The organism is Streptomyces sp. NBC_00457 (assembly GCF_036014015.1).
In the GTDB taxonomy this organism is placed as follows: domain Bacteria; phylum Actinomycetota; class Actinomycetes; order Streptomycetales; family Streptomycetaceae; genus Streptomyces.
Map to the genome: position 1 here is coordinate 1,247,300 of NZ_CP107905.1, position 24,964 is coordinate 1,272,263.

Annotated in this window: 20 protein-coding genes; 6 read left to right on the top strand and 14 right to left on the bottom strand. The window is 71.4% G+C overall.

Going from position 1 to position 24,964, the window contains the following annotated elements; translation table 11 throughout:
• Nucleotides 1-137: 137 nt before the first annotated feature.
• Genes OG828_RS05770 through OG828_RS05780 form a run of 3 tightly spaced genes read right to left on the bottom strand, consistent with a single transcriptional unit; the run spans nt 138 to nt 2,703 of the window.
• Nucleotides 138-608 (bottom strand): hypothetical protein, encoded by a 471-nt coding sequence (locus OG828_RS05770; protein ID WP_328504809.1) that lies wholly within the window; start codon nt 606-608, stop codon nt 138-140.
• Between the two features lie 38 nt (nt 609-646).
• The gene (locus OG828_RS05775; protein ID WP_328436840.1) at nt 647-1,279 is read right to left on the bottom strand and encodes an RNA polymerase sigma factor; all 633 of its coding nucleotides are present in this window, start codon (nt 1,277-1,279) and stop codon (nt 647-649) included.
• Nucleotides 1,276-2,703 (bottom strand): S8/S53 family peptidase, encoded by a 1,428-nt coding sequence (locus tag OG828_RS05780; RefSeq protein ID WP_328500310.1) that lies wholly within the window; start codon nt 2,701-2,703, stop codon nt 1,276-1,278. The genes OG828_RS05775 and OG828_RS05780 overlap by 4 nt, the downstream gene beginning before the upstream one ends.
• 111 nt (nt 2,704-2,814) lie before the next feature.
• Between OG828_RS05780 and OG828_RS05785 the strand changes: the two genes are divergently transcribed.
• Entirely contained in the window at nt 2,815-5,418 is a 2,604-nt protein-coding gene (locus OG828_RS05785; RefSeq protein ID WP_328500311.1) for a CHAT domain-containing protein, read from the top strand.
• Nucleotides 5,419-5,525: 107 nt separating this feature from the next.
• On the opposite strand, the gene OG828_RS05790 is transcribed toward OG828_RS05785, so the two are convergent.
• Nucleotides 5,526-7,349, bottom strand: coding sequence for a LuxR family transcriptional regulator AbsR2 (locus OG828_RS05790; RefSeq protein ID WP_328500312.1), 1,824 nt, complete (start codon nt 7,347-7,349; stop codon nt 5,526-5,528).
• A gap of 95 nt (nt 7,350-7,444) precedes the next feature.
• Between OG828_RS05790 and absR1 the strand changes: the two genes are divergently transcribed.
• Nucleotides 7,445-8,530, top strand: a complete 1,086-nt coding sequence (gene absR1 / locus OG828_RS05795; protein WP_328500313.1) for a beta-glucuronidase AbsR1 — start codon at nt 7,445-7,447, stop codon at nt 8,528-8,530.
• Between the two features lie 134 nt (nt 8,531-8,664).
• Nucleotides 8,665-9,048 (top strand): hypothetical protein, encoded by a 384-nt coding sequence (locus OG828_RS05800; RefSeq protein ID WP_328500314.1) that lies wholly within the window; start codon nt 8,665-8,667, stop codon nt 9,046-9,048.
• A gap of 35 nt (nt 9,049-9,083) precedes the next feature.
• Here OG828_RS05800 and OG828_RS05805 read toward each other — a convergent pair whose 3' ends face one another.
• The 4 genes from OG828_RS05805 to OG828_RS05820 are packed head-to-tail and all read right to left on the bottom strand — an operon-like array spanning nt 9,084 to nt 13,749.
• Nucleotides 9,084-10,475, bottom strand: coding sequence for an acyl-CoA reductase (locus tag OG828_RS05805; RefSeq protein WP_328500315.1), 1,392 nt, complete (start codon nt 10,473-10,475; stop codon nt 9,084-9,086).
• Complete coding sequence (locus OG828_RS05810) at nt 10,472-11,815, bottom strand: hypothetical protein (RefSeq protein WP_328350948.1); 1,344 nt, start codon at nt 11,813-11,815, stop codon at nt 10,472-10,474. Before OG828_RS05810 ends, OG828_RS05805 begins: the two co-directional genes overlap by 4 nt.
• A gap of 24 nt (nt 11,816-11,839) precedes the next feature.
• Nucleotides 11,840-12,556 (bottom strand): ABC transporter ATP-binding protein, encoded by a 717-nt coding sequence (locus OG828_RS05815; protein WP_328350951.1) that lies wholly within the window; start codon nt 12,554-12,556, stop codon nt 11,840-11,842.
• Nucleotides 12,556-13,749, bottom strand: coding sequence for an ABC transporter substrate-binding protein (locus tag OG828_RS05820; RefSeq protein ID WP_328350954.1), 1,194 nt, complete (start codon nt 13,747-13,749; stop codon nt 12,556-12,558). Before OG828_RS05820 ends, OG828_RS05815 begins: the two co-directional genes overlap by 1 nt.
• A gap of 241 nt (nt 13,750-13,990) precedes the next feature.
• On the opposite strand from OG828_RS05820, the gene OG828_RS05825 reads away from it, so the two are divergent.
• Nucleotides 13,991-16,675: a branched-chain amino acid ABC transporter permease/ATP-binding protein gene (locus OG828_RS05825; RefSeq protein WP_328500316.1), complete on the top strand. Its 2,685-nt coding sequence runs from the start codon at nt 13,991-13,993 to the stop codon at nt 16,673-16,675.
• Nucleotides 16,676-16,720: 45 nt separating this feature from the next.
• Here OG828_RS05825 and OG828_RS05830 read toward each other — a convergent pair whose 3' ends face one another.
• Nucleotides 16,721-17,059 (bottom strand): winged helix-turn-helix transcriptional regulator, encoded by a 339-nt coding sequence (locus OG828_RS05830; protein ID WP_328500317.1) that lies wholly within the window; start codon nt 17,057-17,059, stop codon nt 16,721-16,723.
• A 96-nt stretch (nt 17,060-17,155) separates the two neighbouring features.
• Between OG828_RS05830 and OG828_RS05835 the strand changes: the two genes are divergently transcribed.
• Nucleotides 17,156-18,037, top strand: a complete 882-nt coding sequence (locus OG828_RS05835; RefSeq protein WP_328500318.1) for an NAD(P)-dependent oxidoreductase — start codon at nt 17,156-17,158, stop codon at nt 18,035-18,037.
• Between the two features lies 1 nt (nt 18,038).
• Here the strand turns inward: OG828_RS05835 and OG828_RS05840 are convergent, their stop codons facing one another.
• The 5 genes from OG828_RS05840 to fabG form a co-directional block, all read right to left on the bottom strand.
• Nucleotides 18,039-18,836 carry an SDR family NAD(P)-dependent oxidoreductase gene (locus OG828_RS05840; protein ID WP_328350966.1) on the bottom strand — a complete coding sequence of 266 codons (798 nt, stop codon included), beginning with the start codon at nt 18,834-18,836 and terminating at the stop codon, nt 18,039-18,041.
• 15 nt (nt 18,837-18,851) lie between these two features.
• The gene (locus OG828_RS05845) at nt 18,852-20,060 is read right to left on the bottom strand and encodes an acetyl-CoA acetyltransferase (protein WP_328350969.1); all 1,209 of its coding nucleotides are present in this window, start codon (nt 20,058-20,060) and stop codon (nt 18,852-18,854) included.
• A gap of 16 nt (nt 20,061-20,076) precedes the next feature.
• Entirely contained in the window at nt 20,077-21,501 is a 1,425-nt protein-coding gene (locus tag OG828_RS05850) for an OB-fold domain-containing protein (RefSeq protein WP_328500319.1), read from the bottom strand.
• The gene (locus OG828_RS05855) at nt 21,501-22,736 is read right to left on the bottom strand and encodes an acetyl-CoA C-acetyltransferase (protein WP_328500320.1); all 1,236 of its coding nucleotides are present in this window, start codon (nt 22,734-22,736) and stop codon (nt 21,501-21,503) included. The genes OG828_RS05850 and OG828_RS05855 overlap by 1 nt, the downstream gene beginning before the upstream one ends.
• A gap of 75 nt (nt 22,737-22,811) precedes the next feature.
• A complete protein-coding gene (gene fabG, locus OG828_RS05860; RefSeq protein ID WP_328500321.1) occupies nt 22,812-23,558 on the bottom strand; it encodes a 3-oxoacyl-ACP reductase FabG in 747 nt (248 codons plus the stop codon).
• Between the two features lie 104 nt (nt 23,559-23,662).
• Here fabG and OG828_RS05865 point away from each other — a divergent pair, with 104 nt between their 5' ends.
• Complete coding sequence (locus OG828_RS05865; protein WP_328500322.1) at nt 23,663-24,880, top strand: acyl-CoA dehydrogenase family protein; 1,218 nt, start codon at nt 23,663-23,665, stop codon at nt 24,878-24,880.
• Nucleotides 24,881-24,964: the final 84 nt, after the last annotated feature.

The following is a 24,964-nucleotide window of genomic DNA, read 5'->3' on the forward strand; positions in this document are numbered from 1 at the left end:
CCCCCACCAACCCCGCCCGCGCCCAGCAAACCGGGCGACCCCGAGCATGCCGGGACATGCGCGCCCCGACCAACCCCGCCCGCGCCCGGTCAGCCGGGCGGCTACCGGACCCTCCCGAGGCGCGCCCGTCCGCCCCGTCAGGCCCGCAGCCACTCCGTGACGACTACCTCCCCGCCGGTCCGCAGCCTCAGGGCGAACGGGCCGGACGGGGGTGCGTCGCTGGTGAAGCGGCCCATGTCGTCGGAGGTGAGCGTGGTGGGCGGAGCCGCCGGCGGGCCGCCGAGGACCTCGATGCTGGCCGACTGCGGCGGCAGCACCTGGCCCAGCAGACCCTGCCCGGTCACCTCCACGTCGACGGTCACGTCCCCCGAGCGGAAGGTCAGCATTCGCGGCGCGTCCGTGACCCCTCTGACCGGGATCGCGTCGGTCAGCGAGTCGAACGTTAACTCAGCCAGCCGGGCGTCGAGGTCGCGCAGCGCGTACGCCTCGACGGCGCTGCGCCGCAGTTCCGCCGGGACGGGGTCGAGGATGGCGGCGGCCTGGCGGAGTTCGTCCAGCAGGCCGTCGGCCAAGTCCTTGTCCAGCCCTTCCTCCAGCCCGTCTTCCAGCCCTTCTTCGTCGCCGAAGCGCTCGTCGTCCCTCTCGTTCACAACGCTCCCTCGAGTCGGGCCCTCAGGCGTCGCAGACAGCGCTGGCGCAACGGCCCGATGCTGCCCACGGCGATCCCCAGGGCGGCGGACACCTCCTGGTAGCTGGGCGGCGGTGTGGCCATCAGTATCCGCAGCAACTGCCTGCAGCGCTCGCCCAGTTCCTCGAACTCCTGCCACAGCCGCCGGATGCGCTCGGTCTGGGCCGCGGCGTCCTCCGAGTCGATGACCGACTGCTCAGGCGTACGGTCCTCGCTGACCCGGTCCAGCAGTTGGGCGTCGTCCGTGGGAGTCAGCCGCCTCAGGCTCTTGAGCACCTTCAGGGACTCGTGCCGTGCGGTGCTGGCCAGCCACGCCCCTGCCTTCTGGGGCTCTCGGATGCGTCCGAGATGCTGGGCGAAGCGGAACCACACGGTCTGGTACACCTCGTGCGCGTCGGCGTCGGAGAGCCGGTGCGCGCGCACGACGGACCACACCAGTGGGCTCAGCCCTTCCACCAGCGCCTTCCAGGCCGCCGCGTCACCGTCGACGGCTGACTGGACGAGCGCGCCGACATCTGCACGGTCCACGGCCCCACCCCTCGTGTACGGCACGTCATCGTACGCCGTGGAAGGGGCGGTTCCGACGGTCATGCGCCTGCCGGGTGCTGGACGACCGGAACCGGGCGCCAGGTCGACGGCCGCAGCGCCGGTACGTGCGCCCCGCGCACTTCGGCGAACTCTGAGTTCGCGGCGAGCAGCTGCCGTCGGGCGGCGCGGGCGTCGGCCTCCTTGTGCGCGGTCATATGGGCGGCGACCAGACCGGCGGCCACGGGAGTGGCGAACGAGGTCCCGCTCCAGTGCGCGAACCCCTCGAACATCACCTGGTCGGGCTTGACCGAACCGGAGGTCAGTTCGCCGGTGTGGCGGGGGTGCACGCAGGTGCACAGGTAGGAGAAGCCGAACCGGCAGGCGTCGTACGTGGTGTGCTGGTACACGTACGGCACGGGGGCGTCGAAGCCGATGAGGGGGCTCGTCAGCTGCTCACCGGGGGCGTAGACCTTCACCCAGGAACCGTGATTGGTGAAGCAGGCGCCGAACTCGCCGTCGCTGCGCAGCGCGCCGACCGACAGCACGACGTCCTGGTAGTCGGGCAGGTCGGCGTAGGCGGCGGGCCAGAACGGCGTGGCGCTGGCGTTGTTGCCGGCGGCGGCGACAAGGAGGGTGCGGGGCTGGTTCCGCAGTGCCTGCATGAAGTTCTCCACGCCGAGCAGCCCGGTCGCGGTGCCGTTCGGCGTGCCCGCGGAGAGGCTGATGATGTCCGGCCAGCCGTGCCGGTCGACGGCGTCGAAGAGCTTCTCGCCGAACTCTGACTCCAGGATGGCGCCCGCGTCGTTGAGCGAGTTGCTGACGCCGATGTCCGTGTTGGGCGACAGGGCCGCGACGAGTCCGGCGATGAACGTGCCGTGGCCGACGTACTGCTGGAGGATTCCGTTCTCGTCGCACTCCTTGATCTGGGCGTCCCCCTGCACATGCGCCATGAGCGGGTACGAGCGGAAGTCGTGCACCAGACCCGTGTCGATGACCAGCACGCCGACGGCCGTGTCCGGGTCGTACGACGCCTCGGCGGCGGACGGGTTGGGTGTCTGGCTGAGCAGGGCGGGCACGGGCTCCGCCGGGTTGCAGGCGTTGACCGTCGTGGACACCACGTGGTTACGGCTGACCAGCTTGCGCCCCGTGCGCTCTTCCGCCCCCCGCAGGGCACGCAGGGCGCCCGCGACGGCACGGTCACCGCGGCGGTCGCCGTGGCCGGGGTCGCCGACCTGGATACGGGTGATGCCGGACCGGTTGGTCTCCGGACCCGCCCGGCGTACCCGGTCCGAGGTGAGGCCGGTGGTCTCCGTGAAGTGCGTGCGCACGGTCTCCTCGACGACCCGGGCCTCCTCCCCGTCCCGGGCGAGGACCACGCCCTTCTCGTAGAAGAACTCGGCGGAGTCGTCCGGCCCCATCGCCAGCGGCACGTCGGGCATGGAGCGCTGGATCTGGTCGAACTGCTCATGGAATCGCTGAGGTGCCATCGCGTGTCCCCTCCCACAGAGGCGTCGGTCGTCAGTCAGAGTCACTGAGCCGTCGCTTGATACAGCGCCAAACCCGTGTGGCGTGTATCCGGGGCCACTACCATCCTTTGGGTGACAGCGGGAAGCGACTCGGTTCTCGAACTGCTGCCGATGGTGTTCGCCGCACCGAAAGAGGCTCTGGCGCGGGCGGAACAGGTCCTCGCCGACGATCCCTCACCGCTGCACGCCAGTATCGCCCACCAGGTGATCGGCATGTGGCAGCGGGACTTCGGCGACCTGCGGATCGCCCTGCGGCATCTGCGGCGCGCCCGCGATCTGGCGGCACGCGCCGGATCGGCCGACCGGGAGGCCGACATCCTGGGCACCCTCGGCGTGGCACTGGTCCACGCGGGCAGCACCCGGCAGGGCCTGGAGGCGTTCGAGCGAGGTGTCGCGCGCGGCACGGGACTTACCCGGGCGCGGGTGCTGTACCGCCGGGCGTACGTCTGGTGGGTGCTGGGCCGTCACCGGGAGGCGCTGGAGGACGTACGCCGGGCCATACCCGTGCTGCGGCAGGCCGACGACGTCATCTGGACGGCGCGGGCGCTGACGCTGCGGGCGACCGTGCATCTGGCGCTGGGCGCGGTGGAGCGGGCCGAGGCCGACTTCACCGCCGCCGAGGCGCTGTGGGACACCACCGGCCAGGAGCACGACAAGGCGGACGCGGTGGAGAGCCGGGGGCTGGCCGCGTTCCGGTCGGGGGACGTGCCGGCCGCGCTGCGGCTCCTGGACGAGGCCGAGGAGCGGTACGCCAAACTCGGTACGCCGACGTTCATGCTCAACATCCGGCGCTGCGAGGTCCTGATGGCGGCCGGTCTCGCCCCCGAGGCGCTCGCCGAGGCCGACACGGCCATAGGGGTGCTCGACGGCATCGGCGGGCAGTCCACGCGGAAGGCGGAGCTGCTGCTGGCCGCCGCCCGCGCGGCACGGCTCGCGGGCGATCCGCAGACCGCGATCGCCCGCGCGGATCTGGCCGTACGGCTGTTCGCGGCGCAGCGCCGCACCTGGTGGGAGACGCACGCCCGGCTGGTGCTGATCGAGGCGCGGGTGGCCGCCGGGCGGGGCTCGGGCCGTCTCGTCGCGGACGCCGCCGCGGTGGCGGACCGGCTGGCCGTGTTCGAAGCGCCGGCCGCGCCCGAGGCGTCCCTGCTCGCGGGCCGGATCGCCCTGGAGCTGGGCTGGCGGACCGACGCGGAACGGCACTTGACCGTCGCCGCCCGCAGCCGGCGCAGCGGGCCGCCGCTGGCGCGGCTGACGGGCTGGGCGGCGCAGGCCCTGCGCGCGCAGGCCGCCGGTTCCGGCCGACGGGTGCTGGAGGCGTGCCGGCGCGGGCTCGACGTACTCGACGACCACCGGATGACGCTCGGGGCCTCGGAGTTGCGGGCTCGCGCCACCGCGCAGGGCGCCGAGCTGGCCGCGCTCGCCCAGCAGGCGAGTCTGCTCTCCGGCGGGCCGCGGCAGCTGCTGGTGTGGAGCGAACGCTGGCGGTCCACCGTGCTGTCGGCGCCACCCACCCGGCCGCCCGCCGACCCGACGCTCCAACGCGCCCTCACCGCCTACCGGGAGATCGCCGCACGCGCGGAGGCCGCCCGTATGGAGGCCCGGCCCGTCCCGGCCCTGGAACGTGAACAGCGGCGGCTGGAACGGGAGATCCGCTCCCGCACCCTGCACATCCGCGGCGACGCGCCCGGCGACGGGGCGTCCTTCGACCCGGCCCGGCTGCTGGAGCGGCTCGGTGAGGTGCGGCTGGTGGAACTCGTGGTGCTCGACGGGCGCGTGCATGTGCTGCTGTGCGGACACGGGCGGGTCAGGCGGTACGAGGCCGGGCGGCTCGCGGACGCGGTCGTCGAGGCCGAGCATGTGCAGGCCGGGCTGCGGCGGCTGGCGCATCCGGGGGCGGAGGGCCGGCTGCCGGTGGTGGAGGCGGCGGGGCGGCGGCTGGAGGAACTGCTGCTCGGCCCGGCAGCCGCGCATCTGGGCTCCGGGCCGGTCGTGGTGGTGCCGCCGGGCCGGCTGCACCGGGTGCCGTGGGCGCTGCTGCCGTCGCTGCGGGAGCGGGTGCTGAGCGTGTCGCCGTCGGCCAGCAGTTGGCTGCGGGCGAGGGAGACCGAGCCGCCGCCGGGTGGCCGTCATGTCCTGGTGCGTGGGCCGGGGCTCGCGACCGGCCGTGCGGAAGTGCCGGAACTGGCCGACTGGTACTACAAGTCGACGGTTCTGGAGCACGACGACGCGCGCGTGCCGCGGGTCTTGGAAGAACTGGACGGGGCGGCGCTGGCCCATATCGCCGCGCACGGCACGTTCCGTGCGGACAGTCCGCTGTTCTCCTCGCTGCGGATGGCCGACGGGCCGCTCATCGTGCACGACTTCGAGCGGCTGGACCGCAGCCCGTATCGGATCATCCTGTCCAGCTGCGATACCGCGCGGCTGGCGTCCGTCGGTGCGGATGAACTCCTTGGTCTGGTCACGGCGCTGTTGCCGCTGGGGACGGCGGGGGTTGTTGCGAGCAGTGCGCCTGTCAATGACGCGGCGGTGGTGCCTCTTATGGTCGCCTTGCACAAGGGGTTGAGCGTGGGGCTGTCGTTGGCTGAGGCTTTGCGGGATGCTCGCGGGGCGCTGCCGGGGGATGCGGTGCATCAGGCTACGGGGTGGGCGTTTTCGGCGTTCGGGGCGGCTTAGCTCCGCTGGTGGGTTGTGGTCTGGCTGCGGGCCGGTGGGGGCTTGTCGCGCCCACGCGGCGGAGCCGCATATCGATACAGCCCCGCGCCCCTGACGGGGCGCTGTACTCACGCCGGTTGAGCATCCAGCAGGCCTGGCAAAGTCGCTCGGTCGCTTGCGCCCAGTCTGGCGTATGCGGTGTAGAGGTGGTTGCCGACGGTCCGTACGGACAGGGTGAGGTGGTCGGCGATCTGGCGGTTGGTGAGGCCTGCGGCCGCGAGGGTGACGATCTGGCGTTGGCGGGTGGTGAGTTCTCCTAGGACGAGGCCGGACAGGGCCGGGGTGCGGGCGCCCTGGCAGCGGCGGGTCAGGGCGACGGCTCGGGTGCGGGAGGTGCGGGCGGCGCGGGGGTCGCGGTGGGAGCGTGCGGCCTGGGCGTGCGCCTCGGCCGCGAAGAGCAGGAGGCCGCGCTCCTGAAGGCGTTCCGCGGTCCGGTCCAGGGCCGGTCCGTCGCCGCGGGTGAGGGCGTCCGCGTGGGCTGCGAAGGCGCTGTCCGCGGGCAGCCGGGAGGCGGTCTGTCCGGGAGCGCCCAGGCGTACGGCGTCGTAGAGGGCCAGCGCGTCGTCCCCGGTGATCGACCGGATCGCGGTGTCGATGTCGCCGCGTGCCGCCGCCAGCCAGGTTGCCGCCTCGCCCGATGCCGGAGGTGCGGTGAGGGCCTTGTGTGCCGGCGTGACCTCGCCCGACTGGGCGGTGGCGAGGGTCAGTTCGAGGTGGCAGGAGGGGTCGTCGGGGGATTCCCGCAGGCCCTCGCGTGCCCAGGCCGCGGCCTCGCGCAGTTCGCCGCGCAGCCGCACGGCACGCGCGCGTACGGCCGCGTACTCGGCGGGGACCGGCTCGCCCTCCTCGATGAGCCACTCCCCCACGGGTGCCCACAGCGTCCGTACGTCGGCCTCGTCGATCTGCCGTGCCAGCTCGACCGCCTCGTCCTTGAGGGCAGGGCCGCACTGGTCCGGGGTGCGGGCCAGCCGCCGGGCCCTCAGTCGGCCGGCCGTGGCCCGCAGGACCGGGCCGTGCAGAGGATGGGCGAGTCGTACGGCGCCTTGGTCGTCGATGTCGATCAGGCCGTCGGTCTCCAGGCGTTCGAGGACGCGCAGGTCGAAGTCGTCGGCGGTCGGCGGCAGGGGGTCGGCGAAGGCGAGGAGTTCGAGGGTCTCGCGCTCGTCGGTGTCGACGCGGCGGATGACGTGAGCCGTGCGTTCGCGCACGGTCGCGGTCAGGGGCAGCGGGCCGCGCCAGGCTTGTTCGTCCGAGCCCGGGATTCGGGTCAGCAAGCCCTGTTCGCGCAGCGCGCCGGACAGGTCGCGCAGCAGCCGGAGGTCGCCGTCGCACAGTCGGTGCAGCCGGTTCACGGTGAGCGGCTCCAGTCGGCCACCGGCACCCGCTGCGGCCAGCCGGTCCGTCTCCTCGTGCGGCAGCGGCTCCAGGGTGAGGCGGGGCAGCAGCTCACCGGTCCACAGCCGGGACACCGCGCCGGGCACCGGTACGTCGTCCGTGGCCACGACCAGCAGCCGGGTGCGGCCCTGCACCGCCAGCTGGTGGACCAGGGCGGCCGAGGCGTCGTCGAGGAGGTGTGCGTCGTCGACGAGCAAGGTCCGTACGGCGGAGAGCAGTTGGACCGCCTTGTGCAGGGTGACCGTCTCGGGCAGCAGGTGCGCGAACGCGGCGAAGGGGATGTGCCGGGCCTCGGGCGTGCCGGCCGCCTTGGCGCAGTCCGTGCCGCGGACCGCCTCCGTGACGAGCCGGGTCTTGCCACAGCCCGCGGGTCCCGTCACCACGATGCCGTGCCGGCTCGCGCCCAAGGACCGGCGGATCAGTTCCAGTTCGTTCTCCCGGCCGGTGAACGGCCAGGGCAGCTCAAGGGCCTTCGCGTCCCGTTCGTAAGTCGTCACGTGAACAAGAGCACGGCTACTCACACCTGATACAGGGGGACTTGAGTAGCCCTCGACTCAGGCGCCCCGGGGGCGGTCGACGGCACCCTGATCGCATGACCGCACGCTACTGCTCGCTCGCGCAGCAGTCGGCTCCCGTCTTCGCACCGGGGCTGACCGCCGAGCGGCTCAGTGCGCTCATCAGCGGCCGCCAGATGTGGGTCAACGGCACGGTGCTGCACTACTACTTCTTCGACGGAGACGACGACGGCTCGGTCATCGCCGTACCGGGGACCGGGGAGAACCGCCGGGTGTCGTGGGCCGGCCCCAAGGAGCAGCAGGACGTCGTGCGGGAGTGCTTCCAGGAGTGGGCGGACCTGGGCATCGGTCTCCACTTCGTGGAGGTCGGGGACCGCTCGGAGGCCGAGTTACGGATCGGGTTCCAGCTCGGTGACGGGTCCTGGTCGACGGTCGGCAAGGACGCGCTGCGGGTCGGGCGTGGTGAGCGGACCATGAACTTCGGCTGGGACCTGACCGCGCCCGGGGAGCGTGGGACGGCCCTGCACGAGATCGGGCACGCGCTCGGCATGCTGCACGAGCACCAGAACCCGTTCGCCGGCATCCACTGGGACGACGAGGCCGTGTACGCCGATCTGGCGGGCCCGCCGAACTTCTGGAGCCGCGACAGGACCCACTTCAACATCCTGCGCAAGCTCGACCCGGACGAGGTCAACGGCTCCGTCTGGGACCCGCAGTCGATCATGGAGTACCCCTTCTCGGACGGGCTGATCCTGGAGCCGGAGCAGTACCGCGCGGGGCTGAACCCGCCCGGCACCCTCTCCCCCGCCGACAAGGAGTTCGTCCTGCGCTGGTACCCGCCGGCGGAAGTCCTCCAGCCACCCGAGCTGCAACCCTTCCGCTCCGCGCCGCTCCGCCTCGCCCCTGGTGAGCAGGCCGACTTCACCGTCGAGCCGCCGGAGACCCGCGAGTACAGCGTGGGCACCTTCGGCGACAGCGACACCGTCGTCGTGGTCTTCGAGGAGCGGGACGGCGAACCCCGCTACCTCGCCGGCCAGGACGACGGCGGCACTCCGCACAACGCAGCCATCAACGTCCGGCTCGTCAAGGGCCGCCGCTACTTCGTCCGTGTGCGCCTCCACTCGACGTGGGGATCGGGGGATACGGCGGTCATGTGCTGGTGACAGCGCATGACCGCCCCTCACGGACGGTCGGACCACTGTCCGGCACCGGGGGAGCGGTGGCGGGACGCCACCTTCGGGGGAGGGTGACGTCCCGCCACCACGCCACTGTCAGTGGCAACGGTTAGCTTCGGTGCATGAGTTCACACGTGATCACCGGATACGTCATCGGCGAAGGCCTCCGTTCTGGCGCGGTGTTCCAGCCGCGAGGTCTGCGCCTGCGCGGGATCCGCCGGATGGATGTCTCGGCGAGTGCGACCGACGGACAGCCGAGCCTGTGGACGTTCGTCGAATGGGAGGCAGGCGCCGAGGACGTCGCGGACGTCGCCGACGCCCTCGCTTCCACCCTCGAACCGTCGAACGGTTGGTACGCGGACTTCACCGCGGGTGACGAGCGTGTCGTCGTCTTCGCGGGCAAGGTCTTCCGGTACCGACGCGGTGACGAGGCGGGCCGTGCCGAAGTGATCGCGTACGGGCGGTCGGTGGGAACTCCGGAGCATCAGCTCGACTGGGCGGAGTGAGCCTCGCCCCATGAGCAGCCCTCACGCCCCCTGATCTACTCGTCGTTCACCCACCGCATCAGCCGCTGCAACGGATAGAACCCGTCATGTGACAGCCCCGGCGGCATACCGCCCGCCCGGCCCAGTGACACCACGCGCTGCACTCCGGCGCAGGCGAGGGCGTCGCGCAGTTCCGTCTTCCGGGCGTCCGGATACACACCGACGGTCTGTGTGGCGACCCCGGCGTGTGTGACGGCATCCGAGAGTGCGGCGACCGGGATCACGTTCACGATCTTGCCGTCGGGGTGGAAGTCCACCGGCTCGGGTGAGCGGATGACCAGGCCCCGGCCGTCGTAGGCGCCCCACACGCGGTAGTCGGGCTCCATCGAGCGCAGTACGTCGATCTCCTCGCGGAGTTCGGCGGGGACGCGTGGTCCGTCGGCCGAGCTGAACTCCCGGGCTACGCCCAGCCGTTCGCGCAGCAGCGCGGCATAGCGGTCGGCGTCCTCGTCGGAGCCCTCCACGAACTGGAAGCGGCTGGCCACGCAGGCCTGCTGGTTGAAGAACGTGGCGTCCGCCGCGGCGGCGTCCGCGGCCTCCGTCAGGGCCTCCTCGGTGGCGAAGGCCTCGCGGCCGATCACCGAGATGGAGGTCTTGGGATCGAAGGAGACCAGCTCGAAGCCCGGGCCGACGTACTGCAGGGCTCCGCGGATCGTGGCCTCGCCGCCCCAGGCGACGAGCTTGTCGAAGAACTGCGGGCGGAACAGGACGCTCTCCACGGTCGTGTCGCCGCCCCGCCAGTACACGGCGGAGAACGACCGCACGACCGGGTGGCCGGGTGCCACCTTCGCCATCGTGCGCAGGATCGCGGTCGCGGTGAACAGGTCGTTCGAAGGCAGCTTCAGCAGGTTGACGCCCTTGGTGAGGGCACCGCGTACGACGGACATGGCGGCCACTCCGGGTGCGTTGCCCGCGATGACGTGCACCAGGCGCGGCGGGAAGGCGCGCACGGACGCGAGGCGACCCTCGGGCAGGCGCACCTCCCGCCAGCCGTCGAGCACATCGGGGCCGCCGAGTTCATGGTCGATCTGGGCGCGCAGGGAGGGTCGTTGGAAGCTGCGCCACAGGACGGCGTAGGCGCGCTCCAGCACCTCCGCGGGGAGCGGGCTGACCCGGACCATCGCCGCCAGGGCTTCGGCGAGCAGGCCCTGCCGGTCCGTCTTCAGGGCCTCGCCGGTCTCCACGAGCAGGTCGACGATCTCGGCGCTGGGCACGTTGAAGGCGGGGCCGGGTTCGGTGCGGGGCCACACCAGGCGGTTCAGGTCGAGGGCCGGCGCGCTGAAGGCCGTATCACCGCGGCCGTGGTCGATGTACGGGCCGCCTTCGGCTACGTCGCCGTGGACGACATGGACCACGGTCGTGCCGCTCGTCCTTGTGGTCGTGGTCATCCGTGGATCATCCCCCGCACGTAGGAGTCGAGTGTGGCGGCGCAGGTGATCTTGTCGTCGCCGCCGAGGTCGCCGTAGCGCCGGATGTCCGGCAGCACGGCCGGTCCCGGTCGGCCGCAGTCGCACGGCGAGAAGTCGACGGACACCCGGTCTCCGCTGATGAGTCCGCCCCAGCGGCCCGACAGGGAGACGTCCAGGAAGGCGAACCGGCCCTCCACGACGCCGTGTTCGGGGTTCAGCAGGGTCTCGCCGGGCTCGTCGAGGATCAGCGGGATCACCCAGGGCGGTACGTGGTAGCGGCCCGACTCGCAGGCGAGGCAGGAGCCCTGGAGTTCCGTCATGCCGTAGCTGCGCACTCGCCGCACGCCGAGGTAGAAGGCGGCGAGTTGCTGCTGGTAGTCGTCGGGCAGTGCCCGGCCCTTGTTGCCGCCGCCGCTGAGCACCAGCGTGTCCGGGTGCAGGCTGCCGTCGGGGACGCCGCGCTCGCGCAGGGCCTGGATCAGGGCGAACTGCTGGTTGTTCATCCCGGCGATGAGCAGCGGCTCGTCGCGGTGGGCGGCGATGTCGTCGACGATCTGCGTCAGCGCGGCGCCCAGCTGTTGCTCGCGGGTCTCGGACGCGGCCTCGAAGGAGCCGATCTCCTGCGGGGTCGCCGTCCCTTCCGCCATCCGCCGACGCAGCAGGGCACTGCTCATCAGCTCCGACACCCGCAGTGGTTCGTCGGTCAGCAGGTGGGTCTCCTCGGGGCGGGCGAAGACGTCGGCGTGCCCGCGGAAGCCGTCGATGGAGCGCATCGGGCCGCTCGCGGGTGCGAGCAGATAGGCGCGGCGGGTTGGTTTCGGCGGCAGCGGGTCGGGCCAGCAGGTGAGGTTTTCCAGGATGTCGTGCAGGAACCGCAGGTCGGTGCCGTCGCAGTTGAGGAAGGAGACCTTTCCCGACGTACCGCTGGTGATGTACGGGCGGTGTCCGGCGGCCGTGATGCGGTCGGTCCAGTCGTCGATGTCCGCTACGCCGTCGAGGTCGACGTCGCCGGATTCGACCACGGACACGGTGGTGTACCAGCGCAGCAGCCGGTCCCAGCGGCCTGCGGTGATCAGGGAGACGGGGTACGACTTGTAGCTGGTGTGCGAGAAGAGGAGCGGGACGAGGTCCGCGGGAGCGGTGATCTCGTGGACGCCGGTCTCCTCGGCCCGGGTACGCAGCAGCGGGATGCGTTCGCGATGGGCGGCGAAGGCCTCCCGTGCGGCGTCGAGTTGCAGCTCCCGCAGCTCCTTGGCGGGCTGGTCGAAGGTGTCGCCGGAGGCGACGAGGTTCCGGATGTGCTCGCGTGCGCTGGTCACGACAACCCACCTCTGTCAGGTAGCTCAGTGATCTGTCTTCTGGGAACGCTCCTCGGCCAGGTACGACGACTCGATCGCGTTCAGGTTCTCGCGCAGTTCCTTCGGGGTGCCGGTCATGACGATCCGGCCGCGGCGCAGGACGTACACGCGGTCGGCGATGTCCAGCACCTTGCGTACGTGCTGTTCGACGAGGAGTGCGCCGAGGCCCTGGTCGGCCGCCTCGCGCACGGCGCGCAGGAGGCGGTCGACCACGAGGGGGGCCAGGCCCAGGGAGAGTTCGTCGGCGAGCAGCAGCCGGGGCGAGCGGCACAGCGCCCGCGCCAGGGACAGCATCTGCTGCTCACCGCCGGAGAGCATGCCGGCTCCGGTGGTCAGGCGGGTGCCGAGCTCGGGGAAGAGCGCGACGGCCCGGTCGGTGGTGACCCGGCCGACGCGTAGGTTCTCGGCGGTGTCGAGGCCGGTGAAGACCGCCCGCTCCCCCACGTACGCCAGGCCCTCGCGGGCCCGGCGGTGCAGCGGCGCCCGGCGTGCGTCGCCCAGCCACCGCACCTCGCCGCTCATCACGGCGAGGTCGCCCGCGAGCGCCCGGAGGGTCGTGGACTTGCCCGCGCCGTTGGGCCCGAGCAGGGCGACGACCTCTCCGGGGCGGACCTCCAGGTCGAGGTCGCGTACGACGGGCCGCGTGCCGTATCCGGCACAGACGGCACGGGCCTCGATCAGTGGTGCCTTCGGTGGGTGCATCACCCCGACGCCTTCGCGGTCAGGAGCTTGCGGACGTCGACGAAGGTGGAGCCGGACTCGGCCCACTCGATCTTGCCGTCACGGATGGTCAGTTCGGTGGCGGTGGTGTTGTGGATCCGCCCCATGCCTTCCATGGGGAGAGCCGTCGACTCCTGCCAGGTCAGCTTCGGGGTGAGGCCGCCGGTGTCGATGCCGTCGGTCGTGTTCAACTCGTCGACCAGGGCCTTCGACGTGATGCTGGGGAGCTTCTTCGCGGCCTCGGTGAAGACCTTGAACGCCACCCAGGCGGTTTCGTTGGCGCCGTTGGTGGTGTCGATGTCCTTGTTGCCGCCGGCGGCCTCGACGAAGTCCTTCCAGGAGGCGTCCGAGACGGGCGGGTAGTAGCCGGTGATGGCGGAGCCCTCCAGCGGGCTGCTCGCGCCGCCGGTGCTCTCGGCCAGCTCCGGGGTGAGGTTGCCGACGACGCTGCCCAGCTGGGTGTCGGCGCCGGACTGCACGTACGACGTCACGAACAGGTCCGAGTGGGTGCCCAGGATGACGCTGACACAGTCGGCGTCCTTGGTCGCGGCGGCGACCTGTGGGGCCAGGTCGGTCGCGGTGACCGGCACCTTCAGGTCCTTGGGCGCCGCGCCTCCGGCCGCGGTCACGCCCAGCGTGAGGAACTTCGAGACGATCGCGGCGGCGGCCACGTCGTACCGTACGCCGGAGATCTTCTTGCAGCCCTCGTCCACCAACTGCTTGCCGTGCGCGGCGAACACCACCGGTGTACCGCCGTTGACCGGGAAGGACATCGGGCTGGAGAACTCCGCGGCCGAGACGCCGGTGCCGCCGATGTAGGGGATGCCGGCCTTCTCCAGGATCGGCATGTAGCGGTCGCCGGCCAGGCTGTACGAGCCGACGACCGCGACCACCTTCTCGGCGACGGCCTGCTGGGCGCACTTCTCGGCCTCGTCGGGCTCGTTCTTCTCGTTGCAGGTGAGCACCTTCAGCGGACCGCCCTTGATCCCGCCGTTGTCGTTGATCCACTTCTCATAGGCCTGGGCCGTGAGCCGGACCCCGGGCTGGGCGCTGCCCTGGGTGTCCTCCGGGGCCCAGACCATCACCTTGACCGGGGTGCCCTTGAGCTCGGAGGTGGTCGAGGTGTCCGAGGAGGCTTCTCCCCCGCAACCGGCGGCCAGGAGCACTCCGGTCATCGCGAGACAGCTCGCTGCGGCAGTTCTGCGTCGGCGTGAGTCGTTCATGATCCCTCCGAGGGAGTCGGCCCGGATGGGCGACGTCGAGATGCCGACAGCATGGAGCGAGATGTCTCGTTAGAGAAGTACTCTCGTAGCAATTATTTAAATAAATGTGCGCTATAGCCTTGCCGGGCCCGCGGTCGTTCGCTACTCATGGAGCCCTGAGAGGTAGGCCCTGGGGCCCTGGGAGGTATCTGTCGTGGACGACATCCTGCGTTTCGCGCTGCTCGGTCTGGGGCTCGGTGCGCTGTACGCGCTCACGGCCCAGGGCATCGTGCTGATCTACCGGGGCTCCGGTGTCCTGAACTTCGCGCACGGCGCGATCGGGATGGCCGGGGCCTATGTGCAGTGGGAGCTGGCCGTTCAGCAGGGCATGCCCTACTGGCCGGCCGTGGCGTGCGGGGTGGCCGCGTCCGCGCTGCTGGGACTGCTCACGCACCTGCTGGTCATCCGCCCGCTGCGCCGGGCGTCGTCGCTGGCCCGGCTGGTCGGCACGCTCGCGGTGTTCATCGTGCTCACCGCCGTCGCGGTCAAGCGCTATGGCGACAGCGTGCAGTTGGTGCCCGGCAAGCTGCCGAACCGGCTGCTGGAGATCGCCGGTGCGAAGGTGTCCGAGGACCGCGTCTGGCTGCTCGGGATCGCCATCGCGGTCACCGCGGTCCTCCATGTCCTGTACCGGCGCACCCTGTTCGGCCTGGGCACCACGGCGGTCGCGGAGAACCAGAGCGCCGCGGCATCGCTGGGCTGGTCCGCGGACCTCATCGCCGCCGCCAACTGGGGGCTGGGCTCGGCGCTCGCGGGTCTGACGGGCATCCTGATCGTGCCGGTGATCGGCCTGTCGGTGACCGGTCTGACGACGCTGCTGCTGAGCGCGCTGGCCGCCGCCCTGGTCGGCCGGTTCTCCTCGTTCCCCGTCACGCTGGCGGGCGGTCTGCTGATCGGCGTCGTGCAGTCCGAGCTGACCCGCTTCGGCTCCGACGTCACCGGGCTCGCCGCCTCGGTGCCGTTCCTCTTCATCGCCCTGGTGCTGGTGGCGCGGGGCAAGGCGCTGCCGCTGCGCGGCACGTTCCTGGACCGGATGCCGACCCTGGGCACGGGACGGGTACGGCCCGTGCCGCTCGCCGTCGCCGTGGCCGTCGGCCTGCTGCTCGTGAGCGTGTCGTCGCCGCTGTGGGCGGACGCGATCACCACCACCCTGGTCCTCTCCCTGATCATCCTGTCGATCATCGTGGTCACCGGGTACGCGGGACAGGTGTCCCTTGCGGCGTACGCCCTCGCCGGGACCGGCGCGTTCATCGCCGGGCACGTCGCGGCCGACTGGGGCTGGCCCTTCGAACTCGCGCTGCTCGCGGGCGTGTTGGGCACCGTCCCGATCGGCCTGCTGTTCGCGCTCCCGGCGGTCCGGACCCGCGGGGTCAACCTCGCGATCATCACCCTCGGGCTCGCCACCACGCTGGAGACGATGGTCTTCCAGAACACCGACCTCGCCACCACCCCGGGCAGCGACGGGATCGCGGTGGGCAAGCAGACGCTCTTCGGCATCAGCATCTCCGGGGTCGACCATCCGCAGCGGTACGCCACCGTCGTGCTGGTCATGTTCGTCGCGGCCACGCTCGTCGTCGCCAACGTCCGGCGCAGCCGCAGCGGGCGCCGGCTGGTCGCGGTCCGGGCGAACGAGCGGGCCGCGGCGGCCCTCGGCATCGACGTCCGCGCGGCCAAGCTGTACGCCTTCGGGCTGTCCTCGGCCATCGCCGCACTCGCCGGAGTGCTGACCGGGTTCCGCTCGACGTCCGTGGTGCTGAGCGACTTCGCGAGCTTCGACTCCATCACCGTGCTCGGGCTCGCGGTGATCGGTGGCGTCGGCTTCCTGGTCGGCCCGCTGTTCGGCGCCACGTTCGCGGCGGGCACGGTCGGCGCCCGCTTCGGGGACCTGGTCCTGCCGGGGCTCAGTGAGTGGATGCCGCTGATCGGCGGGATCATCCTGGTGCTGACGCTGGTGGGCAACCAGGACGGCATCGGGCGTGAACTGGCCAAGCAGGCGGCGCGAGTTGACCGCCGTACCAAACCTGTTGCGGTCGACGGCCCCACCGAGCAGACCGTGGACCGGGCGGCACCTCTGTCCCTCCACGTGGAGGGCCTGACCGTCCGATACGGCGGTGTCGTCGCCGTCGACGGGCTGTCCTTCGGCATCGAGCCAGGCCAGGTCGTCGGGCTCATCGGACCCAACGGCGCGGGCAAGACGTCCGCCATCGACGCCGTCACCGGCTTCACCCGGGCCGCGTCCGGACAAGTGCGGCTCGGTGAGCGGGACATCACCCGCGCACCGGTGCACCGGCGTGCCGCCGCCGGGCTGAGCCGGTCCTTCCAGTCACTGGAGCTGTTCGAGGACATGACCGTCCTGGACAATCTGTATGCCGCGTGCGATCGGCCCGGTCCGTGGACGTACCTCACGGACCTGATCCGGCCGGGCAGTCGGCCGCTGCCCGCGCATGTGCTGGTCGCCGTGCGGGAGTTCGGCCTCCAGGACAGCCTGAACCGGCCGGTCGGCGACCTGTCCTACGGCGAGCGGCGGCTGCTCGCCATCGCCCGTGCGGTGGCGGCGTCGCCGTCCGTGCTGCTCCTCGACGAACCGGCGGCGGGGCTGTCGGAGGACGAGACGCGTGAACTGGCCCATCTGGTGCGGAGGCTCGCGGAGGAGTGGGGGATGGGGATTCTGCTGGTGGAGCACGACGTCGACATGGTGATGAGCGTGTGCGATCAGGTGGTCGTTCTCGACTTCGGGCGGCGGATCAGTGTGGGGACGCCGGAGGAGGTTCGGGGGGATGCGGCGGTGCGGGCCGCCTATTTGGGGGACCTGTCCCCTGAGGATCCGGTGAATGTGTGAGCAGCTGCGGGCCGGTGGGGGCTTGGCGCGCAGTTCCCCGCGCCCCTAGGGACGCTGCCGTTCCCGGCCCCAAGCAGCCAGCGGCTCCAGCGCCGCGTTGAGGCGTGTGCCGTCCTCCGTCAGTGAGTACTCGACTCGGGGCGGCACCTCGTCGTAGGAGACGCGGTGTACTACCCCGTCCGCTTCCATCTCTCGCAGGTGAGAGGCGAGGACCTTCTCGGTGATCCCCGGGAGCAGGCGGCGTAGTTCGCCGAAGCGGCTGTGGGGGTGTTCGTGGAGGGCCCAGAGGATCAGGACCTTCCACTTGCCGCCGATGACCTCCATCGCGGTGTCGATGCCGCAGACGTGTCCGTCTGGTGTGCCCGGCCGGTTCAGCGTCGTCATGCCCCACCCCTCTGACGTGCTCGCTCACCACAGAGTAACCACCCACTCCGAAGTGCGTACTTGATCACCTTCGGGGCTGCGAGCAGCCTGATCGGCATGACACAGAACACTGTTGAGAAGGCCCCCGTCACGCTGCTGGGCCTCGGCGCGATGGGTACCGCACTGGCCCGGGCCTGGATGGCCGACGGGCACCCACTCACCGTCTGGAACCGCACCCCGGCCCGCGCGGCGGCGCTCGGCGCCGAGGGTGCGCGGGTCGCGGACAGCGCCGCTGAGGCGGTCGCGGCGAACGCACTGGTCGTCGTCTGCCTGTTGGACGACGCGTCGGTCGAGGAGGTGCTGGGCGGCACCGAGCTGGCCGGCCGGGACCTGGTCAACCTGACCACCGGCACTCCGGGCCAGGCCCGCGCCCGCGCCGAGTGGGCCCGCGAGCGCGGCGCCCGCTACCTGGACGGCGGGATCATGGCTGTGCCGCCGATGGTCGGCGTCCCGGAAGCGAGTGGTTACGTCTTCTACAGCGGCTCGCGGGAGCTGTTCGAGCGGCATCAGGAGACGCTGGGCGTCCCGGTCGGCACCCGCTACGTGGGCGAGGACGCGGGCTTCGCGGCCCTGCACGACGTGGCTCTGCTGAGCGCCATGTACGGGATGTTCGCCGGGGCCGCTCATGCCTTCGCGCTGATCCGCAAGGAGGACATCGACCCCACGTCGCTCGCCCCGCTGCTCGCGGACTGGCTCGTCGCGATGGCGCCGGCCGTGCACACGACCGCCGATCAGCTCAAGAGCGGCGACTACACCAAGGGTGTCGTGTCCAATATCGCCATGCAGGTGGCCGGCACGCCGACGTTTCTGAGCACGGCCGAGCAGCAGGGCGTCAGTCCTGAACTGCTCAGCCCCTTCTTCGAGTTGATGCGCCGACGCCTTGCCGAAGGCAGTGGTGAGGAGGATCTGACGGGCGTGATCGACCTGCTGCTGCAGTGACTCACATGCTGTCGCGCAGATCCGCCACGTACGGCTGATGGGCCAGCAGCCCGCCGTCCACGCGCAGGGTGTGCCCGGTGATGAACACGGACTCGTCGGAGGCGAGGAAGACGACCGCCGAGGCGACGTCCTCCGGCAGCCCCAGCCGTGGGGTGAGGTGATGGCGCAGCATCGCTTCCCGGATCGCTCCGTGCGCCGAGTCGTCGCTCGCCGGCGTGACGATGAATCCGGGCGCGATGGCGTTGCAGCGAATGCCCTGCTTGCCGTGCTGCGTGGCGACGTACTTCGTGAGGTTGATGAGCGCGGCCTTCGAGGCGCCGTACGCGGGGTTGCGCAGGTCCCCCGCGATGCCGGAACAGGACGAGGTGTTGATGATGGACCCGCCGCCCCGCGCGATCATGTGCGGGACGGCGGCCTGGATCGCGACCATGGTGCCGCGCAGGTTGATCCGCATGGTGTCGTCCCAGACGGCCGGGTCGGCCTCCGCGACCGCGAGGTCCTGATGGGCGGCCAGGTGGGTGGCGGCGGCGTTGTTGTCCAGGACGTCGAGGCCGCCGTACGTCTGGACGGCCGCCTCCACCATGGCCCGTACGCTCTCGATGTCCCCGAGGTCGACCTGGACCGCGAGCGCGGATCCGCCGGCGGCCCGGATCTCCTCCGTGACGGCCTTGGCGCCGTCGAGGTTCAGATCGGCGACCACCGTGTGCGCGCCCTCGGCCGCCACGCGGCGGGCGGTGGCGGCGCCGATCCCGGAGGCGGCGCCGGTCACGACGGTGATCTTTTCGTCGAGTCGTCCCATGGCGAACTCCCTTTCTCAGTCTGTGAGTTCGCTGCCGACCAATGACACGAATGATACGCATTCGCCGGGTCCGCCGCCCAGGTTGTGCGTGAGTGCGAGGGAACGGCCCTCGGCGAGCGTGCGCACGGTGCGCTCCGGTGGTGCCTCGCCGCGCAACTGCAGCCACGCCTCGAACATCATGCGCAGCCCCGAGGCTCCGATGGGGTGGCCGAACGCCTTCAGTCCGCCGTCCGGATTGACCGGCAGCGAGCCGTCCAGGTCGAACACGCCGCTGGTGACGTCCTTCCAGGCCTGCCCGCGCCCGGAGAAGCCCAGGTCCTCCATCAGCACCAGCTCCGTGGGCGTGAAGCAGTCGTGGACCTCGGCGAGTGCGATCTCGGCGCGCGGGTCGGTGACACCGGCCTGGCGGTAGGCCTCCTGGGCGGAGGCGACGACCTCGGGGAAGGTGGTGAAGTCGTACTCCGGGTCCTGGAGTCCGTCCGCCGGTCCCGCCACGAGCGACAGTGCCTTCACGAAGATCGGCTTGTCCGTGTACCGGTAGGCGTCCTCGGCGCGTACGACGATCGCGGCGGCCGAGCCGTCGGAGACGCCGGAGCAGTCGAAGACGCCGAGCATGCCCGCGACGATGGGCGCGGACTTGATGCGTTCCAGCGGGACTTCCTTGCGGAACTGGGCGCGCGGGTTGCGCGCGCCGTTGGCGTGGTTCTTCCAGGCGATACGGGTGATGACGTCCTTCAACTCGGCTTCGCCCAGGCCGTACTTGGCGGCGTAGGCGGGGGCGAGGAGGGAGAAGTTGGCCGGTGCGGTGATCTCGCCGCGGCTGTCGTCACCGGCGCCCGGCATCGTCGTACCCGAGAGCCCGCTCATCCCGGAGTCCTTGAGCTTCTCGACGCCGACCGCCATGGCCACGTCGTAGGCGCCCGAGGCGACCGCGTAACAGGCGTTCCGCAGGGCCTCCGAGCCGGTCGCGCACATGTTCTCCAGGCGGGTGACCGGCTTGCAGGGCAGATGGAGCGGGCGGCTGAGGGTGAGGCCGGAGACGCCGGAGGCCTGGGTGCCGAGCCAGAACGCGTCGATGTCGTCGAGGGTGATGCCGGCCGAGGTGACCGCCTCGCCGACCGCGTCGACCAGCAGGTCGTCGGCCGAGCGGTTCCAGTGTTCGCCGAAAGGCGTGCAGCCCATGCCGACGATGGCGACGCGGTCCCGAATTCCGTGCGAGCCCATGTTTTCGTTCCCCTCGTCAGTCCTCGTCCGTACGGACCGGACGGGCCTTCCAGAAGTAGTTGTGGACGCCGGCCGCGGTGACGGTGCGCCGGAAGGTCATCTCCACTCGGGCGCCGATGACGGCGTCGGCCTCGGTGGCGTCGGTGAGCTGGCAGCGGAACCGGCCGCCGCCGTCGTAGTCGACGACCACGACGAGCATCGGCGGGCTCGGCGTGTGCGCGAGCCGGTCGACCGTGAAGGTCGCGACCGTGCCGCGTACGTCCGCCATCGGTTCGCCGGTCATCGCGTCGACGCTGCGGCAGGACGTGCAGACGCGGTCCGGAGGAAGGTGGCGGGTGCCGCACTTCTCGCAACGGGCCGCCACGAAGCCGTACTTCCACCTGTTGCGGCGGTGCGCGGGCGGGGCGTACGGCGGTTCGGGGTCGGGGCGGCGGGGCGGTTCCCGGTCGAGCAGGCCGCGCCAGGAGAGATAGGTGGCGTACGGCATCGGCGCGCTGCCCGCCGCGATCTGCCCGGCGACCGGGCGGGCGCTGCGGTGGGCCGGCAGGGCGTCCGTCGTGCGCAGGAGGATGACTCCGGCGCCGTCGCCGAGCACGACCAGCGCGATGGTCTCGCCGGGGCGGGCGCGGTCGAGGACGTCGGCGAGGAGCAGGCCGGGCTGGGCTGTGCCGGGGTTGCCGATCGCCGCGGTGAGGTCGGCGGTGACGGCTTCGGGGCGGGCGCCGGTCTTGCGTCGTACCGAGGCGCACGCGCGCGCGTGCAGGCCGGAGACGATGAGGTGGTCGACGGCGGCGATGTCGAGTCCCGCCCGGTCGAGCGCGGCGGTGAGGGCCTCGCCCGCGAGGTCGACGTAGATCTCCTCGGCAAAGCGTTCCTCCCACACCCGGGAGGTGGGCGAGCCGGGCAGGCGCCACCGGTCCAGGATCTCGTCGCTCACCGTGTCGTGCGCGAGGAGTTCCGCGATGACGGGGGTGCTGTCGCGGTGTCCGCCGAACACGAACGCCGCCGCGCCGTCGCCGCCCGCGGACTCGTCGCTGCCGCCGGGCAGGCCGGTGCGCAGGTCGGACAGGACCGTGAGGGTCGGGACGGTGGAGCGGGCGGCCGTGATGAGGGCGCCGAGGCCGGAGCGTACGGAGCCCGCCATGTCGGCGGCGAGGACGTGCTCGTCGAGGCCGAGGGCGGCATGCACGGCGGTGGCGTTCGTCTTGTCGAGGTAGGCGGGGGCCGCGGTGGCGAGGAAGAGCTGGCCGATGCGGGGGCGCAGCCCATCGGGGGCGAGGGCGCCGCGGGCCGCCTCGACAGCCATCGAGGTGGTGTCCTCGTCGTAGCCCGCGACCGCGCGTGTGCCCTTGCCGGGCGGTGTGCCGAGCACGGCGGCGAGATCGGCGCGGGCGAGGCGGTGGTACGGCACATAGGCGCCGTACGCGATCAGTCCGGCCATCAGCGTCCTCCCTGAGCAGTGATGTCGATGGGCCGCTCGAAGACCGCGGCCAGGCCCTGTCCACCGCCGAGGCACATGGTCTCCAGGCCGTAGCGGGCGTCGCGGCGGTCGAGTTCGCGCAGCAGGGTGGCGAGGATCCGGCCGCCGGTGGCGCCGACGGGGTGACCGAGCGAGATACCGGAGCCGTTGACGTTGAACCGCTCGAAGTCGGCCTCGGTCAGGGCCCATTCGCGAGTGCAGGCGAGCACCTGGGCGGCGAAGGCCTCGTTGAGTTCGATGAGGTCGATGTCGGCGAGTTTGAGACCCGCCCGTTCCAGAGCCTTGGCTGTGGCGGGTACCGGGCCGATGCCCATCGTCTCCGGCGGTACGCCCGCGACGGCCCAGGAGACCAGGCGGCCCAGCGGGCGCAGGCCGAGTTCGGCGGCGCGTTCGGGGTGGGTGACGATGCAGAGTGAGGCGCCGTCGTTCTGGCCGCTGGCGTTTCCGGCGGTGACGGTCGCGTCCGGGTCCTTGCGGCCGAGGACGGGGCGCAGTGCCGCGAGCTTCTCCAACGTCGAGTCGGGGCGCGGGTGTTCGTCGGTGTCCACGACCGTCTCACCCTTGCGAGTGCGTACGGTGACCGGCACGATCTCGTCCGCGAACCGGCCCTCCCGCTGGGCGGCGACGGCCTTTTCGTGGGAGCGCAGAGCCAGTCGGTCCTGTTCCTCGCGCGGGATGCCGTACTCGCGCCGCAGGTTCTCGGCCGTCTCCAACATGCCGCCGGGGACAGGGTGGTTGACGCCTCCGGAGGTGACCCGGCCGCGGGCCAGCCGGTCGTGCAGGGTGGTGCCCGCGCCGCGTACGCCCCACCGCACGTCGGTGGTGTAGAACTCGGCCTGGCTCATCGACTCCACTCCCCCGGCCAGGACGAGGTCGCTCGCGCCGGTCTGCACCTGCATGGCCGCGATGATCACGGCCTGGAGCCCGGAGCCGCACCGGCGGTCGATCTGGAGGCCCGGCACCTCGACGGGCAGGCCCGCGTCCAGGGCGGCTACCCGGCCGATCGCGGGGGCCTCACCGTTGGGGTAGCACTGGCCGAGGAGTACGTCGTCGACGGCGCCGGGCGGTATGCCGGTCCGTTCCAGCACCGCCCGCACGACCGTGGCCGCGAGTTCGGCCGCGGTGACGTCCTTCAGGACACCTCCGTAGCCGCCGACGGGGGTGCGCACGGGTTCGCAGATCACCGCGTCACGCATCGGTCTTGCCTTTCGTCAGGGGGACGGGCGTCGCTGGAGCGGGCCACACAGATACGGGCCACACGGGAACGGGCGTCACATGTATCGACCACCGGTCACCTCGAGAACCGCTCCGGTGATGTAGCTCGCCATGCCGGAGGCGAGGAAGAGGACCGCCTGGGCGACCTCGGCGGGCTCGCCCGCGCGGTTCATCGGGATCTCGGCGAGCTTGGCGTCCCAGGCGGCCTGCGGCATGGCCTCGGTCATGGCCGTACGGATCAGCCCGGGCTGGACGGCGTTGACGCGGATGCCGGCGCGGGCCAGTTCCTTGGCGGAGGCCTTGGTGAGGCCGACGAGGCCTGCTTTGGCGGCGCTGTAGTTGGTCTGGCCGAAGTTGCCGACCTTGCCGGCGATCGAGGAGATGTTGACGATGCTGCCGCCCACGCCGTGCGCGCGCATCGACTCGGCCGCGAACCGGGTGCCGTTCCAGGCGCCCGTGAGGTGGACGTCGACGACGGCGCGGAAGTCGGCGATCTGCATCTTGCGCAGGGTCGCGTCCCGGGTGATGCCGGCGTTGTTGATCATCACGCCGACGGGCCCGAAGATGTCGGCGCAGTGCGCGACGAGGGCGGCGACCTCGTCCTCGTCCGTGACATCGCAGCGCAGGGAGGTGGCGGCGACGCCGTTCTTGGTGAGGCGCTCGGCCGCCTCGGCCGCCGCGTCCTCGTTGATGTCGCCGAGGACCACCGACGCACCCGCGCTGCCGAGCACACCGGCGATCTCGAAGCCGATGCCCTGTGCGCCACCGGTGATCACCGCGCTACGGCCGTCCAGCAGTCCCATGCCCGCCCGTCCCCTGGCTCGACGCTATTCCACTTAAATAGATAACCTATTACGCTGAAAGTATCAATAAGGCGAGCCCCCGTCCGCGAGAGGAGACAGCGCAGGTGGACATCACTTATCCCCCGGAGACCCAGGCGTTCCGGAGCGAGGTCAAGGCGTTCCTCGCGGACGCCCTTCCGGCCGACTGGCACGGCATCGGCGCCCTCGACGAGGAGGCCGCGTGGGCCTTCGCCCGCGACTGGCGGGGGCGGCTCGCGGAGCGCGGCTACCTCTCGCTCACCTGGCCCGAGGAGTACGGCGGCCTCGGTCTCTCCAAGCTCCACCAGGTCGTCCTGATGGAGGAACTGGCGCTGGCGGGCGTGCCGTTCGGGCTGCCGCAGGACACGTTCGGCGTGAAGATGCTGGCGAACACCCTGCTGCGCTGGGGCACGGAGGAGCAGAAGAGCCACTTCCTGCCGCGCATCCTCAGCGGCGAGGACACCTGGTGCCAGGGCTACTCCGAGCCGGACGCGGGCTCGGACCTCGCCTCGCTCACCACCAGGGCCGTACGGGAGGGCGACGAGTGGGTGATCGACGGCCAGAAGGTGTGGACCTCGGGCGCCCACCACTGCGACTGGATCTTCGTCCTGGCCCGCACGGACCGCGACGCCCCCAAGCACCGCGGCATCTCCTTCCTCCTCGTCCCCCTCGACCAACCCGGGGTCGAGGTCCGCCCGTTTCGCATGATGAGCGGCCAGCTCCACTTCAACGAGGTCTTCTTCACCGGCGCCCGCACCCGGGCCGACCTCGTCGTGGGCGGCGTCGACAACGGCTGGACGGTCGCCCAGAGCCTGCTGGGCGTGGAGCGCGGGGAGGAGGCCGCGACCAACCCGATCCTCTTCAAGGCCGAGGTCGAGCGCCTCGTCGAACTCGCCCGCCAGTACGGCAAGGACCAGGATCCCGTCGTACGGCAGCGCATCGCCTGGTGCTGGTCCAAGGTCGAGATCATGCGCTTCCTCGGCTACCGCATCCTCACCGGCTGGCTGAAGGGCGCCGAGCCCGGCCCGGAGTCGTCGATCGCCAAGCTGTACTGGAGCGAGTACCACACCGAGGTCACCGACCTGGCGATGGACATCATGGGCCTCCACGCCCAGGTCCCACAGGGCCGCCCACCCCTACGCACCTACCGCACCGACGACCCCGGCGCCGCGAACTCCTCGGCATCCTGGTCGACGACGTACCTCATCGCCCGCTCGGGCACGATCTACGCAGGAACGTCCCAGGTACAGCGGAACATCCTCGCGGAGCGGGTACTGGGGCTACCGAGAGAACCGAGGGTGTAGATCCGGGGTTCGCTGGCGCCCCGATAGAGGCGCGGGGCTGTGTTAATTTGCGGCTCCGCCGCGTGGGCGCGACCAGCCCCCACC

Excerpts from the sequence above, each read along its gene's own strand:
- OG828_RS05775 (WP_328436840.1), bottom strand. The coding sequence starts at position 1,279 with ATGACCGTCGGAACCGCCCCTTCCACGGCGTACGATGACGTGCCGTAC.
- OG828_RS05780 (WP_328500310.1), bottom strand. The coding sequence starts at position 2,703 with ATGGCACCTCAGCGATTCCATGAGCAGTTCGACCAGATCCAGCGCTCC.
- absR1 (WP_328500313.1), top strand. The coding sequence starts at position 7,445 with ATGACCGCACGCTACTGCTCGCTCGCGCAGCAGTCGGCTCCCGTCTTC.
- OG828_RS05800 (WP_328500314.1), top strand. The coding sequence starts at position 8,665 with ATGAGTTCACACGTGATCACCGGATACGTCATCGGCGAAGGCCTCCGT.
- OG828_RS05805 (WP_328500315.1), bottom strand. The coding sequence starts at position 10,475 with ATGACCACGACCACAAGGACGAGCGGCACGACCGTGGTCCATGTCGTC.
- OG828_RS05815 (WP_328350951.1), bottom strand. The coding sequence starts at position 12,556 with ATGCACCCACCGAAGGCACCACTGATCGAGGCCCGTGCCGTCTGTGCC.
- OG828_RS05820 (WP_328350954.1), bottom strand. The coding sequence starts at position 13,749 with ATGACCGGAGTGCTCCTGGCCGCCGGTTGCGGGGGAGAAGCCTCCTCG.
- OG828_RS05830 (WP_328500317.1), bottom strand. The coding sequence starts at position 17,059 with ATGACGACGCTGAACCGGCCGGGCACACCAGACGGACACGTCTGCGGC.
- OG828_RS05835 (WP_328500318.1), top strand. The coding sequence starts at position 17,156 with ATGACACAGAACACTGTTGAGAAGGCCCCCGTCACGCTGCTGGGCCTC.
- OG828_RS05840 (WP_328350966.1), bottom strand. The coding sequence starts at position 18,836 with ATGGGACGACTCGACGAAAAGATCACCGTCGTGACCGGCGCCGCCTCC.
- OG828_RS05845 (WP_328350969.1), bottom strand. The coding sequence starts at position 20,060 with ATGGGCTCGCACGGAATTCGGGACCGCGTCGCCATCGTCGGCATGGGC.
- OG828_RS05850 (WP_328500319.1), bottom strand. The coding sequence starts at position 21,501 with ATGGCCGGACTGATCGCGTACGGCGCCTATGTGCCGTACCACCGCCTC.
- OG828_RS05855 (WP_328500320.1), bottom strand. The coding sequence starts at position 22,736 with ATGCGTGACGCGGTGATCTGCGAACCCGTGCGCACCCCCGTCGGCGGC.
- fabG (WP_328500321.1), bottom strand. The coding sequence starts at position 23,558 with ATGGGACTGCTGGACGGCCGTAGCGCGGTGATCACCGGTGGCGCACAG.